14 protein-coding genes are annotated in these 13936 nt (G+C 71.0%); 7 read left to right on the top strand and 7 right to left on the bottom strand.

What is annotated here, in order from left to right:
- The first annotated feature begins 56 nt into the window (after window positions 1-56).
- Window positions 57-1532, top strand: coding sequence for a sensor histidine kinase (locus QC283_RS03565; RefSeq protein ID WP_279559846.1), 1476 nt, complete (start codon window positions 57-59; stop codon window positions 1530-1532).
- Window positions 1533-1722: 190 nt separating this feature from the next.
- On the opposite strand, the gene QC283_RS03560 is transcribed toward QC283_RS03565, so the two are convergent.
- Together QC283_RS03560 and QC283_RS03555 are read right to left on the bottom strand one after the other, a co-directional pair.
- Window positions 1723-1980, bottom strand: coding sequence for a WhiB family transcriptional regulator (locus QC283_RS03560; RefSeq protein ID WP_003973730.1), 258 nt, complete (start codon window positions 1978-1980; stop codon window positions 1723-1725).
- A gap of 320 nt (window positions 1981-2300) precedes the next feature.
- The gene (locus QC283_RS03555; protein WP_279559845.1) at window positions 2301-3269 is read right to left on the bottom strand and encodes a diacylglycerol/lipid kinase family protein; all 969 of its coding nucleotides are present in this window, start codon (window positions 3267-3269) and stop codon (window positions 2301-2303) included.
- Window positions 3270-3475: 206 nt separating this feature from the next.
- Between QC283_RS03555 and QC283_RS03550 the strand changes: the two genes are divergently transcribed.
- Window positions 3476-3922 (top strand): hypothetical protein, encoded by a 447-nt coding sequence (locus QC283_RS03550; RefSeq protein ID WP_279559844.1) that lies wholly within the window; start codon window positions 3476-3478, stop codon window positions 3920-3922.
- Between the two features lie 72 nt (window positions 3923-3994).
- Here QC283_RS03550 and QC283_RS03545 read toward each other — a convergent pair whose 3' ends face one another.
- The 3 genes from QC283_RS03545 to QC283_RS03535 form a co-directional block, all read right to left on the bottom strand.
- A complete protein-coding gene (locus QC283_RS03545) occupies window positions 3995-5059 on the bottom strand; it encodes an RNA polymerase sigma factor SigF (protein ID WP_279559843.1) in 1065 nt (354 codons plus the stop codon).
- 17 nt (window positions 5060-5076) lie between these two features.
- Complete coding sequence (locus tag QC283_RS03540; RefSeq protein ID WP_279559842.1) at window positions 5077-5490, bottom strand: anti-sigma regulatory factor; 414 nt, start codon at window positions 5488-5490, stop codon at window positions 5077-5079.
- A 250-nt stretch (window positions 5491-5740) separates the two neighbouring features.
- Entirely contained in the window at window positions 5741-6001 is a 261-nt protein-coding gene (locus QC283_RS03535; RefSeq protein ID WP_279559841.1) for a UBP-type zinc finger domain-containing protein, read from the bottom strand.
- A gap of 59 nt (window positions 6002-6060) precedes the next feature.
- Here QC283_RS03535 and QC283_RS03530 point away from each other — a divergent pair, with 59 nt between their 5' ends.
- Window positions 6061-7653, top strand: coding sequence for a Na+/H+ antiporter (locus QC283_RS03530; protein WP_279559840.1), 1593 nt, complete (start codon window positions 6061-6063; stop codon window positions 7651-7653).
- Between the two features lie 177 nt (window positions 7654-7830).
- Here the strand turns inward: QC283_RS03530 and QC283_RS03525 are convergent, their stop codons facing one another.
- Together QC283_RS03525 and QC283_RS03520 are read right to left on the bottom strand one after the other, a co-directional pair.
- A complete protein-coding gene (locus QC283_RS03525; RefSeq protein WP_279559839.1) occupies window positions 7831-8739 on the bottom strand; it encodes a 1-aminocyclopropane-1-carboxylate deaminase/D-cysteine desulfhydrase in 909 nt (302 codons plus the stop codon).
- Between the two features lie 37 nt (window positions 8740-8776).
- Window positions 8777-9355 carry an N-acetylmuramoyl-L-alanine amidase gene (locus QC283_RS03520; RefSeq protein ID WP_279560382.1) on the bottom strand — a complete coding sequence of 193 codons (579 nt, stop codon included), beginning with the start codon at window positions 9353-9355 and terminating at the stop codon, window positions 8777-8779.
- 327 nt (window positions 9356-9682) lie between these two features.
- Here QC283_RS03520 and QC283_RS03515 point away from each other — a divergent pair, with 327 nt between their 5' ends.
- The 4 genes from QC283_RS03515 to QC283_RS03500 all read left to right on the top strand — a co-directional run bounded on the left by QC283_RS03515 (window position 9683) and on the right by QC283_RS03500 (window position 13924).
- Complete coding sequence (locus QC283_RS03515) at window positions 9683-11089, top strand: family 2B encapsulin nanocompartment shell protein (RefSeq protein ID WP_279559838.1); 1407 nt, start codon at window positions 9683-9685, stop codon at window positions 11087-11089.
- Window positions 11090-11176: 87 nt separating this feature from the next.
- Window positions 11177-12385, top strand: a complete 1209-nt coding sequence (locus tag QC283_RS03510) for a family 2 encapsulin nanocompartment cargo protein polyprenyl transferase (protein WP_279559837.1) — start codon at window positions 11177-11179, stop codon at window positions 12383-12385.
- Between the two features lie 239 nt (window positions 12386-12624).
- Window positions 12625-13260 carry a GNAT family N-acetyltransferase gene (locus QC283_RS03505; protein WP_279559836.1) on the top strand — a complete coding sequence of 212 codons (636 nt, stop codon included), beginning with the start codon at window positions 12625-12627 and terminating at the stop codon, window positions 13258-13260.
- A gap of 79 nt (window positions 13261-13339) precedes the next feature.
- Entirely contained in the window at window positions 13340-13924 is a 585-nt protein-coding gene (locus QC283_RS03500; protein WP_279559835.1) for a dihydrofolate reductase family protein, read from the top strand.
- Window positions 13925-13936 lie beyond the last annotated feature (12 nt).

Below are 13936 nucleotides of genomic sequence, written 5' to 3'. Positions count from 1 at the left end.
CGGTGGAATCCGGACGGTTTCGAGCGCTGTCCGTACCGCCAGGTACGCTCAGCCACGTGCCCTCCATGAACGAACTCGTACGCCAGCACACAGCACTCGACGACTCCGACCTCGAGTGGCTCCACCTGCTGGTCTCGGAGTGGCAGCTCCTCTCCGACCTCTCCTTCGCCGACCTGGTCCTGTGGGTACCCACCCGCGACGGCACGCGCTACGTCTCCGTCGCCCAGATGCGGCCCAACACCGGACCGACCTCGTACCAGGACGACATGGTCGGCCACCTGGTCCCACGCGGCCGGCGCCCCATGCTGGACGCCGCCCTGGACGAGGGCCGGATCGTGCGCGAGGGCGACCCGGAGTGGCGTGAGGAGGTCCCGGTCCGCGTCGAGTCCATCCCCGTACGACGTCAGGGGCGCGTGCTCGGTGTCATCGCCCGCAATACCAACCTGCTCACCGTGCGTACCCCGAGCCGGCTGGAACTCACGTATCTGCAGAGCGCGTCGGACCTCGCGCAGATGATCGCGGCAGGCGCCTTCCCGTTCGAGAACCAGCAGGTCGACATGGACGCCTCGCCCCGCGTCGGTGACGGTCTGATCCGGCTCGACGCGGACGGCATCGTCCAGTACGCCTCCCCGAACGCGCTGTCGGCCTACCACCGCATGGGCCTCGCCGCCGACCTGGTCGGCCATCACCTCGGCCGGACCACCGCCGAACTCGCCCCCTCCCGCGGCCCGGTGGACGAGGCGCTCGCCAAGGTGGCCAGCGGCTGGGCGCCGCGCGAGTTCGAGATCGAGGCGCACGACGGCGTGATCCAGTTCCGCGCCATCCCCCTCAAGCCGAAGGGCACGCGCATCGGCTCGCTGGTACTCCTGCGCGACGTGACGGAACTACGCCGCCGTGAGCGGGAGTTGATCACCAAGGACGCCACCATCCGGGAGATCCACCACCGGGTGAAGAACAACCTCCAGACGGTGGCGGCACTGCTGCGCCTCCAGGCCCGGCGCATCGAGTCCGACCGGGGGCGCGAGGCGCTCGAAGAGGCCGTACGCCGGGTCGGTTCGATCGCGATCGTGCACGAGACGCTGTCTCAGAACCTGGACGAGCGGGTGGAGTTCGACGAGATCGCCGACCGCGTGCTGGCGATGGTGGCCGAGATCTCGCCGGGCAAGGTCACCGGCCGGCGCACCGGTCGCTTCGGCATCCTGGACGCCGAGGTCGCGACCCCCCTGTCGATGGTGCTGACCGAGATTCTGCAGAACGCGCTGGAGCACGGTTTCCGGGAGGGTGACACCGGCACGGTCGAGGTCTCCGCGGTCCGTGGCGGTACGACGAAGGAGATCCGGCTGCTGGTCACCGTCCAGGACGACGGCGTCGGTCTGCCCGAGGACTTCGATCCGCACCGTTCCGGCAACCTCGGCCTGCAGATCGTCCGCACCCTGGTGGAGGGCGAGCTGGGCGGCACCTTCGACATGGTGCCTGGCCCGGAGCGCGGCACCCGGGTGATCCTGGACATCCCGGTGCCCACGGAGAAGTAGACAGCGAAGCAGACCCTGCGGGCCGCGGGCCGGCCGGACAGCCCGGACAGCAAAAAGCCCCGGACCGGTGAGGGTCCGAGGCCAGTGCTCGTGCGATCGCATCGGGGTACTGCGCGCTGCGGCTCGGGAGCGGGGGTTGTGTACTCGCTGTACACGCCGCCAAGCTCAGGCTGTCAGCAGGGGTGGATGGTCAGGCGGAAGCCTGACGAGCCCGGTTGCGGGCGGCACGGCGCTTCATTGCGCGGCGCTCGTCCTCGCTGAGACCACCCCAGACGCCGGAGTCCTGGCCGGACTCGAGCGCCCACTGCAGGCACTGCTCCATGACAGGGCAGCGACGGCAGACGGCCTTGGCTTCCTCGATCTGCAGCAGCGCGGGACCGGTGTTGCCGATGGGGAAGAAGAGCTCGGGGTCTTCCTCGCGGCAAACGGCGCGGTGACGCCAGTCCATGGCTGCTACCTCTCCTTGGTATTACATGCGGGATGCTTGTGAATGTGAACGCTTTCACGAATCCCTCAACAAGGGAAGGGCCTACCGCCAGGTTGCCCTGACGTGGTCCTGTGGTTTGAAGAGGGGTTCTGGCGATCTGTGGATGCCGGTCTTGCGGGCCGTCCCGATCGCCAAGTAGAGACTCGCAAACCTCGGCGGCGGATACAACCCCTTCCGGAAAGTTTTTTTAGATTCTGCGGTGTCGACTAGGTCACAGCCGTACTTCTATGGGGTGGACCCTGGTCTAAACGTTCGAGTGAAAGGACTTTCGCCCCTTCTGCTCACACAATCACACGCAGTGCACGGCGAACGCCTGTGAACGTCACGCTGGTCCGCAGCCCCAGGTGGTCACCGTCCATCTGGAGGGGGAGTGGCACCTTCGATTGCAAGGTGAACTCGGTCATATCGTGCAGGGAGACGGCGTGTCGGCCCCGGGGTCCGCGCTCGGGGGACGAAGTGAGCAACTGGGTGCCATACCGGGCAACCGCCGCCGTGGACAGGCGGTGGAGGCCGAAGACGTCGAGCCCGGTATCGAACGAGGCCTGGGGTGACGCGTAGATCGGACGGTTGCCCAGAAACGTCCAGGGACACGTGTTCGAGACTATGGACAGCACCAGATCGGTGACCGGGTCCTCGCCGGGCCGCTCCAGGGTGATCGTTCCGCTGCGGCGGTGCGGCTCGCCGATGAGCGCGCGCATCACCTGACGGACGTAGAGGGCGTGTGTCGACTTCTTGCCGCGCTCGCGGTGCTGCTCGACGCGGCCGACCACGCCGGCGTCGAAGCCCAGTCCCGCGTTGAACGTGAACCAGCGGGCCGGGACCGCCTCGTCCTCCGACCCTGGCGTGCCCGACGCCAGGCCGAGTCCGACGGTCCGCTCACTGCCCTCGCGCAGCGCGTCCAGCAGGGCGCCGGTGGCCTCCACCGCGTGGTTGGGCAGGCCGAGGGCGCGGGCGAAGACGTTGGTGGAACCGCCGGGGACCACCGCGAGACCGGGCAGGTGCTCCGGGTCGGGGCCGGCGTGCAGCAGACCGTTGACGACCTCGTTCACCGTGCCGTCGCCGCCGAGGGCGACCACCAGGTCGACGTCGTCGCTCTGTGCCGCCTGCCGGCCGAGGTCGCGCGCATGGCCGCGGTACTCGGTGGTGACCGCCTCGAGCTTCATCTCGCTCGCGAGGGCGTGGATCAACACGTCGCGCGTACGCGCACTCGTGGTGGTTGCCGCCGGATTGACCACGAGAAGTGCACGCATGGTCTGCAGGGTACCTACTGGGTGGTACTCGGCCCAGTCCGAGCCCGAGCCCGAGGCCGGGGTGAGGATCGCCGCGGGGGCGGGGTGCGCGCCGTTTCGCCGCGGCCGCGGGGCGCGCGGTACGTCGTTGTCGGCGGTACGCCCTTGTGCGGCGGTACGACGGACGCGCTCGCGGGCGCCGGTGCGCCGAGGGCTACCCTTCAGGGGTGAGCAGTGAGCAGACCCCCACCCCCGAAGCCGCCGAAAAGGCGGGCCCCCGTCCTGGGCGGCTGACCGCAGCGGCCGCGCTCGCCGCACTGGAGGGGCTGGCGCTCGTCGTCGGCGGCGCCTGGATGCTCGTGGTAGGCCTCACCGGCCACCCCGACGACCGGACCTCGGCCATCACCGGCGGTATCACCCTGATCGTCCTCGCGCTGCTGCCGCTGCTCGCCGCGCGCGGACTGATCGGCCGGCGGGGCTGGAGCCGTGGGCCCGCCGTCATCACGCAGATCATGGCGCTGCCCGTGGCGTACAACCTGCTGCAGGCCGACAGCGTGGCCATCCCGGCGGGCATCGTGCTCGGCGTCGTGGCCGTCACGGCGCTGGTACTGCTCGTGAACCCCGCGACCACCCAGGCCCTCGGCATCCGGGGACCCAGCAGCGCCCAGAAGTGACCGCCGGGAAGTGACGGCGGCCCGGCGGCGACCGGGCGCGGCAGTCGTCCCGCGGTCTCCGGGCGCCGACGGCTACTCCTCGACCAGCAGCTTCTCCCGCAGCTGCGCCAGCGTGCGCGCCAGCAGCCGCGACACGTGCATCTGCGAGATCCCGACCTCCTGCGCGATCTGCGACTGGGTCATGTTGCCGAAGAAGCGCAGCAGCAGGATCCGCTTCTCGCGCGGCGGCAGATCCTCCAGCAGCGGCTTGAGCGACTCCCGGTACTCGACGCCCTCCAGGGCCTCGTCCTCGGCGCCGAGAGTGTCGGCGACCGCCGGGGACTCGTCGTCGGTGTCCGGGACGTCCAGGGACAGCGTGGAGTACGCGTTGGCCGACTCCAGGCCCTCCAGGACCTCCTCCTCCGAGATCGCCAGCTTCTCGGCGAGCTCGTGGACCGTGGGGGAGCGCCCGTGCAGTTGCGAAAGCTCCGCCGTGGCCGTCGTCAGGGCCAGCCGCAGCTCCTGCAGCCGGCGCGGGACACGCACCGCCCAGCCCTTGTCCCGGAAGTGCCGCTTGATCTCGCCGACGACCGTGGGGGTCGCGTACGTGGAGAACTCCACCCCGCGCTCCGGGTCGAACCGGTCGACCGACTTGATCAGTCCGATGGTGGCGACCTGGGTGAGGTCGTCCAGGGGCTCGCCGCGGTTGCGGAAACGGCGCGCGAGGTGCTCGACGAGCGGCAGATGCATGCGGACCAGCCGATTGCGCAGCTCCGCGTACTCGGGGCTGTCCTTCGTCAGCGTGCGCAGCTCGGCGAACAGGAGACGGGCCCCGCTGCGGTCCTGCGGGTCGTGCCGCGTGCCCTGCGTGCCCCGTGCACCCGGCGCGCCGTCCTCGGAGTGTCGCTCGTGCTCGCTCATCGTCCCGCCCGTTGCCCTTTCCCGAGCCCTCGCCTCCGCGCGGACGGGGTGGACGGGGGTGTCCCCGGTCCGCTGCCCGTCGCCCGGGACGACGGCCTCGGGCGAGGCCTCGTCCTCCGGATGAGGCCGGGCCTGCTCGGGAATGCCGTCGATGCCGTCCGCCATGCGCCGGGCCTCGTTCTCCGAACGTGTGCCCTCGGCCGGCAGCTCCCCTGTGCCGCGCTCTTCGTCCCGCACCGGCCCGTCCCCGTTCCTCACGTCGGCCCGGGTCCCGCGCCGCGCTGTTTGTAGAGGCTGATCGAAACGGTTCTGTCCTCGTCCACGGCGGAGGAGACCTTGCCGGCGAGCGCGGACAGCACGGTCCAGGCGAAGGTGTCCCGCGCCGGGGCGTGGCCGTCCGTGGTCGGCGCCGAGACGGTGACCTCGAGCGAGTCGTCGACGAGGCGGAAGACACAACTGAGCACCGAGCCGGGCACGGCCTGCTGAAGCAGGATCGCGCAGGCCTCGTCCACTGCGATGCGCAGGTCCTCGATCTCGTCGAGGGTGAAGTCCAAACGGGCTGCGAGGCCGGCCGTCGCCGTACGCAGCACCGACAGGTAGGCACCCGCGGCCGGCAGCCGGACTTCGACGAAGTCCTGGGTCGCGGGCTCGCCTGCGATCTGGGACACCCTCACCTCCAAGGTGGTACAAGCGTTACAGGGCCGAGGGTCGCCCCTCGGGGTAACGCGATACATGGTTCAGCGGTGACGTTATCGCGCTCCGAACTTTCCTGTCCCCGAGACCCCAACCCCCCGCTGTCACTCATAGTAAACACATGAACACGCACAGTGGCTAGGGGTTCGGCGGGCCCAAATCGGAAGAGCGCGCGCCGGGTTGACGTACCCAGGCGTCAGACGGTCGAACCGTCCCGGGCGCAGGTCACACGAGGACGTGGTCGACGAAGCACCAGCGCCAGTTCTCCCCGGGCTCGAAGGTCCGCATGACCGGGTGGCCGGTGTCCTCGTGGTGCGCCGTCGCGTGCCGCCTGGGCGAGGAGTCGCAGCAGCCGACATGACCGCAGACGAGGCACAGCCTCAGCTGCACCGGGTCCGTGCCCTCGGCCAGACACTCCGGACAGGTCTCGCTCCGCGGTTCCGGTTCCGGGTGCGGCAGCGCGTCGGCGTGCGTGCACTGTCTCATGATTGCCAGGTTACGTCGGGTGTGCGGAGGGCCGCGCGGAGAGAGAGCGGGCGAGGACGATGGACGTGATGCCGCTGCTGTTGCTGGTGGCGGGCAGCGCCGCGATCGCCGCGGCGGGACGGCGGGTGCCCGTGCCGGCGCCGCTGCTGCTGGTCGCGGTGGGCCTGGCGGTGAGCTATGTACCCGGCGTGCCCGACTACACCCTCGACCCGCACATCGTCCTGCCGCTGCTGCTGCCCCCGCTGCTCCATACGGCGGCCACCGACAGCTCCTACCTCGACCTGCGGGCCCAGCTGCGGCCCGTGGCGCTGCTGTCCGTGGGCTACGTGCTCTTCGCGACCTTCGTCGTAGGCTGCGCCGCGTACCTGATCGTGCCCGGTCTGCCGCTGACCGCGGCCCTGGTGCTCGGCGCGGTGGTGGCGCCGCCGGACGCGGTCGCGGCCACGGCGGTCGCCCGCCGCGTGGGGCTGCCCTCCCGCATCACCACGATCCTCCAGGGAGAGTCCCTGGTGAACGACGCCACCGCGATCACCGCCTTCAGGGTGGCGCTCGCCGCGGCGGTCGGCGAGGGCGCCACCTGGGCCGGGGGCATCACGGAGTTCCTGATCGCGGCGATCGGCGGCGTCGGCGTCGGACTGGTGCTGATGGTGCCGCTCCAGTGGCTGCGCATCCGCCTGAGGGAGGCGCTGCTGCAGAACACGCTCTCGTTGCTGATCCCCTTCGTCGCCTACGCGGTCGCCGAGCAGCTGCACGCCTCCGGGGTGCTCGCGGTGGTGGTCGTCGCGCTCTGTCTCGGCCACCGCGCGTGGCAGGTCGACTTCGCCACCCGTCTCCAGGAGGACGCGGTGTGGAAGATGGTCGCGTTCGTCCTGGAGTCGGCGGTGTTCGCCCTGATCGGACTCCAGCTGCCCGTCGTCCTGAAGGGTCTCGGCGGGTACGAGGGTGCCGAGGTCGCCTGGTATGCGGTCGCCGTCTTCCTGGTGGTCGCCGTGGCGAGATTCGTGTGGGTGTATCCGGCGACCTTCCTGCCGCGGCTGTCGGCACGCGTCCGCGCGCGCGAGGGGGACCTCTCCTGGAGGGGGCCGTTCGTGATCGGCTGGGCCGGGATGCGGGGCGTGGTCTCACTGGCGATCGCCTTCTCCATTCCGCTCACCATGCACGACGGCGAGCCCTTCCCCGAGCGCGATCTCATCCTGTTCCTCACCTTCACCACGGTCATCGGCACGCTCGTCGTCCAGGGCGTCACCCTGCCGCCGCTGATCCGCCTGCTGAAGTTCCCCGCACGCGACGTACAGGCCGAGACCCTGGCGGAGGCCAACGCGCAGGCGCAGGCCTCCCGCGCCGCCGAGCAGCGCCTGGACGAACTCCTCGCCGACGAGCGCAACGCCCTGCCGGCTCCGCTGGCCGACCGCCTCCGAACGGTCCTGGAGCGTCGCCGCAACGCCGTCTGGGAACGGCTCGGGCAGGCCAACCCCGTCACCGGCGAGACCGTCGACGACACCTACCGGCGGCTGTCCCGGGAGATGATCGGCGCCGAGCGGGAGGTCTTCGTCCGGCTGCGGGACGGCCGCTACATCGACGACGAGATGCTGCGGACGCTGCTGCGCCGGCTGGACCTGGAGGAGGCGGCGGCGTACCGGGAGACGGCGTAGCGGCCCGGCCGGCCGGGTCGCCGGCGGTGCGCCGTGGATCCGGCGGTGTGGGGGCGGTCCGACGCGGCCCGCGGTGCGGGCGGTCCGACACGGTCTGGCGAGGCGGGACGCCACGCGCGCGTGCGGCGCCGGGCGCCGGAGCGAGCCCCCCGGACAGCCCCGGCCGGGCGGGCCCGTTCAGGGAAAGGGGCGGCCCGTGACGACCGCCGTCAGGGTGGTCCCGCGGGGGAAGGCGCCCTCCTCGGTGAGGGTGAGCAGGGCGTGGAGCATCTTGGCGACATAGACGCGCTCCACGGGGAGGCCGTGGCGGTGTTCGAAGTCCTCGGCGAAGGAGTCGAGTTCGGGAGTGGTGCGGGCGTAGCCGCCGCAGTGGAAGCGGTCGTCGAGGCTCCAGGAGCCGCGGAGCCCGCCGAAGGCGCGCTCCTGGAGGCGCCGTATGTCGTCGGCCAGGAAGCCGCCCTTGAGCACCGGTATGCCCAGCGTGCGACGGCCCGGAGGGAGGCCGGCGGCCAGCCCGGCGAGCGTGCCGCCGGTGCCGCAGGCGAGGGCGGCCACGTCGGTGTGCTCGCCCAGTTCCTTCCCGAGGGCCCGGCAGCCGCGGACGGCCTCCGCGTTGCTGCCGCCCTCGGGGACGACGATCGCGTCCTCGGCGTCCGCCGAGCGCAGGAGGGCCGCCAGGGTCGCCGGTTCCGTCTTGCGGCGGTACGTCGAGCGGTCGACGAAGTGCAGCCGCATGCCGTCGGCCGCGCACCGGGCCAGGGAGGGGTTGAGCGGCCGGCCGGCCAGTTCCTGACCGCGCACCACGCCCACCGTGGGCAGCCCGAGCAGTCGGCCCGCGGCGGCCGTGGCACGCAGGTGGTTGGAGTAGGCGCCGCCGAACGTGACGACGGCACGCCCGCCCGCCATGGCGAGATTCGGCGCGAGTTTGCGCCACTTGTTGCCGACCAGTTCGGGGTGGATCAGATCGTCCCGCTTGAGCAGCAACCGGACACCGCGACGCTCGAACCGCCCGTCGGCGATCTCCTGCAACGGTGAGGGCAGGCGAGGTCGCAGGATGGCGAGGCCGGAGGTGTCGGTGCCGTTCACCCTGCCATTGTCACGCCGCCGGCGCGCGGCGCGCGGGTCACTTCAGCCGGTCCCGGATCCGCCCCCGCATCGACGCCATCGTGAACCCCCGGGGGTCGACCTTCCCCGGCTGCCATTCGAGGTGGCCGATGACGGATCGTTCATTCCACCCGTGGTGGCGGCAGACGGCGGCCGCGGCCCGCTCGATCGCCTCCAGCTGTGCCGCCGGCCACGGATCGTCGCCGTCGCCCAGGTTCTCGCACTCGAAGCCGTAGAAGTGCCGGTTGCCGTCGGTTTTCGTCTCGTTGTCCCGGGGCAGCCCCTTCTCCGCGATCACCGCGCGCAGGACGTCGTCGTCGCCGAGCCCGGCGTGGTTGGCCCGGCCGTACCCGACCAGGTGGACTTTGCCGTCCTTGGTGATGACCCCGTGGCACAGGGGCCCGGGCAGGCCCTCGTAGCCCTTGCGGCAGATCTCCACGGTCCGTTTGCTGCCTTTGGTGACCGTGTGGTGGATCATCACGCCGTGCACGGGCCCCCACGGGCCCTTGTGGTTGCGGTTGTGGTCCCGCCAGTCGCCGACCTGGACGACGGTGAGGCCCTCTGCTTTCAGTGCCTTGAGGAAACTGCTCGCGGACATGGGTGAGGCCACGGCCGACTCCTTCACGCTGCGCGACGACCGCCCGGCGCGACCGCCTCGTACGGTGCTTCTACCGAAACGGAGCGCTCCCTAGTACTTGTTCGGTCCGTGTGCGATCCGATCCGGACAATCCTGTCCCGGCCAACAGCCCGGACGGAACCGGACAAGACGCCGATCCACCGAACAAGCTCTCCTGTCTGCCCCGGTCGCCGGTGATCCATTCCCGCTCGTTCGGGTAATAGCACCGGCACGCTCCGTGAGGAAGGCTGGTGCTCGCACATCGATGCCGGGCACAGCCGCCCGGCACGACCGGAGGGGCAATTCCTTATGTCGGTAGGCGAAGAGGTCCGCACCGAGCAGACCAGGCCGCAGCAGAGTCTTGGCACGGCGGCCGCGCGGAACCTGGCCACCACGACCAAGTCCGTACCTCAGATGCAGGAGATCAGCTCCCGCTGGTTGCTGCGCACGCTTCCCTGGATCGACGTCCAGGGCGGCACGTACCGGGTGAACCGGCGCATGACCTTCGCCGTGGGCGACGGCCGGGTGACGTTCGTGAAGACCGGCGACCGCGTCGAGGTCATCCCCGCCGAGCTGGGCGAGCTGCCGGCCCTGCGGTCGTACGAGGACGAGGAGGTGCTCTCGGAGCTGGCGCAGCGCTGTGTGCAGCGGGAGTTCGGCCCCGGCGAGGTGATCGCCTCGTTCGGTGGCCAGGCCGACGAGGTCTACCTGCTGGCGCACGGCAAGGTGGAGAAGGTCGGCACCGGCCCCTACGGCGACGACGCGGTGCTCGGCGTCCTCGCCGACGGCGCCTACTTCGGCGACCAGGCGCTGCTCGACGGGGACGCCATCTGGGAGTACACCGCCCGCACGGTCACCGCCTGCACGGTGCTGGTGCTGCCCCGCCAGGAGGTGGAGCAGATCGCGGAGCGCGCGGACTCCCTGCGTACGCACCTCGAGGAGCGGCGCTCGATCCCCGAGCAGCGCACCAACAAGCTCGGCGAGAAGGCCATCGACCTCTCCGCCGGTCACAGCGGCGAGCCGGACATCCCGCACACCTTCGTCGACTACGAGGCCCGGCCCCGTGAATACGAGTTGAGCGTCGCCCAGACCGTGCTGCGCATCCACTCGCGCGTGGCCGACCTCTACAACCAGCCGATGAACCAGACCGAGCAGCAGATCCGGCTGACGGTCGAGGCGCTGAAGGAGCGCCAGGAGCACGAGCTCGTCAACAACCGCGAGTTCGGCCTGCTGCACAACTGCGAGTACGACCAGCGGATCCAGCCGCACGACGGCGTGCCCGGCCCGGACGACCTGGACGAGCTGCTCAGCCGCCGGCGCGGTACCAAGCTGCTCCTCGCCCACCCGCGTGCGATCGCCGCCATCGGACGCGAGCTCAACAGGCGCGGGCTCGTCCCCGAGACCATCGACATCGCCGGCAACCGCATCCCGACCTGGCGCGGTGTGCCGATCTACCCGTGCAACAAGATTCCGGTCACCGAGGCCCGCACGTCCTCGATCATCGCGATGCGTACCGGCGAGCAGGACCAGGGCGTCATCGGTCTGCGTGCCACCGGCATCCCGGACGAGATCGAGCCGAGTCTGTCGGTGCGCTTCATGGGCATCAACGAGCAGGCCATCATCAAGTACCTGGTCACGGCCTACTACTCGGCCGCGGTCCTCGTACCGGACGCGCTCGGCGTCCTGGAGAACGTCGAGATCGGCCGCTGGCAGTGACGCCAGTCTCCCGAACGCCGTGTTCCCGCCCTTCGGGGCGGGTACACCCCGGGGGTACGGAGGCGGGCGTATGGGGGAGGTGAGTCCATGACAGAGGCTCGGCGCAGCGCCACCGAGACGCGTCACCCCACCGGGACGCTGGAAAGGCACGGGCCCATCGGCACGCAGCGGGAGAAGGAGCCGGGAACGCCATCCGACGGGCATGGGCCGGTCGTGTCCGACGGGCGGGAGCCGATGGCGTCCGACGGGCACGAGGCGGTGATGTCCGAGGGGCACGAGGCGGTGGCGCTCCTCCGGGAGTCGCGGGCGTCGGTCGACCCGGAACTGCGGTCCGCCATGGCGTCACTGCCCGCTTCGATGCGCCGTACCGCGCTCTACCACTTCGGCTGGCAGCACGCGGACGGCACACGCGCGGCGGGCAACGCGGGCAAGGCGATCCGTCCCGCGCTCGTCCTCACCTCGGCCGCCGCGCTCGGCGGCCCCGGGGCCCGGGCGGCGGCGGTACGGGCCGCGGCGGCGGTGGAACTGGTCCACAACTTCACGTTGCTGCACGACGATGTGATGGACCGAGACGCCACCCGACGCCACCGGCCGACCGCGTGGACCGTGTTCGGCGACGCCGACGCGATCCTCGCGGGGGACGCCCTCCAGGCGCTGGCGCTGCGGCTGCTCGCCGCGGATCCGCACCCGGCGTCCGCGGCGGCGGCCACCCGGCTCGCCGACTGCGTCATGGAGCTGTGCGAGGGGCAGCACGCGGACACGGCCATGGAGGGGCGCGCCCCGGGCGACGTCACCCTCGACGAGACGCTCGCCATGGCCGAGGCCAAGACGGGCGCCCTGCTGGGATGCGCCTGTGCCCTCGGCGCGCTGTACGCCGGTGCCGCCGACGAGGACGTCGAGGCCATGGACGCCTTCGGCCGAGAGGCGGGCCTCGCCTTCCAGCTCATCGACGACGTCATCGGCATATGGGGCGACCCGCGCCGTACCGGCAAGCCGGCCGGCGCGGACCTGGCCGCCCGCAAGAAGTCGCTGCCGGTGGTCGCCGCCCTCACCTCCGGTACCCCGGCCGCCGCCGGACTCGCCGAGCTGTACGCGACGCCTTACGACGAGGGCAAGGAGGACCTGGAGCGCACCGCACTGGCCGTGGAGCGGGCGGGCGGCCGGGACTGGGCACAGGCCCAGGCGGCCGACCGGATGGCCAGGGCCATGCAGGAACTGGCCCGCGCCGTGCCCGACCCGGAGGCGGCGGGCGGACTGCTCGCGCTGGCCGAGTTCGTGACCCGTCGCAGCACCTGACGGTCGCCCGGCCGGCCACGCAAGACCCCGGAGCCCGTGCAGGGCCGTACGGACCTGACCGACGTACGGCCGCACCGCCAAGGGCTCCGGTTCGGCGGGTCCCGCACTTCCCCACGGTGTGCGGGGCCCGCCCCCCTTCCCGGCGTGCGGCCGGAACATCCACCACCGTCCGCCGTTGTCGGCGACTAGGCTCAACCGCCGTACGCACAAGCGGTGTTGAGTCGAAGGGCGGGCGGGACATGGGTGTGGAGATCCGGACGGCGGGGCAGGGCGACCGGGAGTCGGTCGTCCGGCTGCTGGACGAGGCCTTCCAGGACGACCCGGTGAGCGGCTGGGTCTTCCCCGGCGAGGAGTACCGCCGTCGGACCCACCACCGGCTCATGGCCGCCTTCACCGACGCCGTGCTCGCCGACGGGCGTATCGATCTCACCGAGGACGGCGCGGCCTGCGCGCTGTGGCTGTCCGTACCGGCGGACGGGCATACCGGCGACGGGCCGGGCGGCGACCCCTGTGACGCGTCCGGCGACGTCCCCGTCCAGGTGCGCGAGGCCGTCGACCCGGGAAACGAGCGCATCGAGCTGATCGCCCGGCTGACGGACGGCATCCACCCGTCCGGCCGGGCCCACGCGTACCTGTGGATGATCGGCGTGGCCCCCGAGCGGCAGGGCGAAGGCCTGGGCACCGTGCTCATCGAGTCGGTCCTCGACCGTTGCGACCGCGAGGGACTGCCCGCCTATCTGGAGGCGAGCAGCGCTCGCAGCCGGGTGCTGTACGAACGCCTCGGCTTCGAGTTCACCGGCCGGGCCCTGGACCTGCCGGACGGCCCCCGGATGTGGCCGATGTGGCGCGAGCCGCAGACCGCGGTGGCCGTCTGACAGCGGAAAGCGGGAAAACACTTGAGCCACTACGAGTAGAGTACTATAACTGGAGTGGTTAACGCGGAAGGAGACCACTTTGCGCAAGCTCACGTACTTCATCGCCTGCTCGATCGACGGCTTCATCGGTGGCCCGGACGGCGACGCGTCCTTCATGGTCCCGTTCGTCGACGAGGAGTTCTTCGCGTTCCTGGCGGCGGAGTATCCGGAGACGCTGCCGACCCATGGCCGCCGGCCCCTCGGGATCGACGACCTGCCCAACAAACGGTTCGACACGATCATCCAGGGCAGGGCCAGCTACGACCTGGCTCTGAAAGAGGGCATCACCAGCCCCTATGCCCATCTGCGTGAGTACGTGGCCTCGCGCACGCTCACGGAGTCGCCCGATCCGAACGTCGAGATCATCTCGGCGGACCTGGTCGGCAGGGTCCGCGCGTTGAAGGCGGAGGACAGCGCCCTCGACATCTACCTGTGCGGCGGCTCGGCCGTGGCCGGCGAGCTGATCGACGAGATCGACGAGCTGGTCGTCAAGACGTACCCGGTGGTGCTGGGCACGGGCATGCCGATGTTCGGCTCGGGCTTTCAGGTTTCCGAGTTCGTCCAGGAGGGAGTGCGGTCCTTCGGCAACGGCATCGTGGTACGGACGTACGACAGGAAGCGCTGAACGCCTGCCACG

The sequence above is a fragment of the Streptomyces sp. DH41 genome (assembly GCF_029813785.1).
GTDB lineage: Bacteria > Actinomycetota > Actinomycetes > Streptomycetales > Streptomycetaceae > Streptomyces.
Note: the sequence above shows the minus strand (reverse complement) of the source record. Positions and strands in the feature narration are given on the sequence as shown.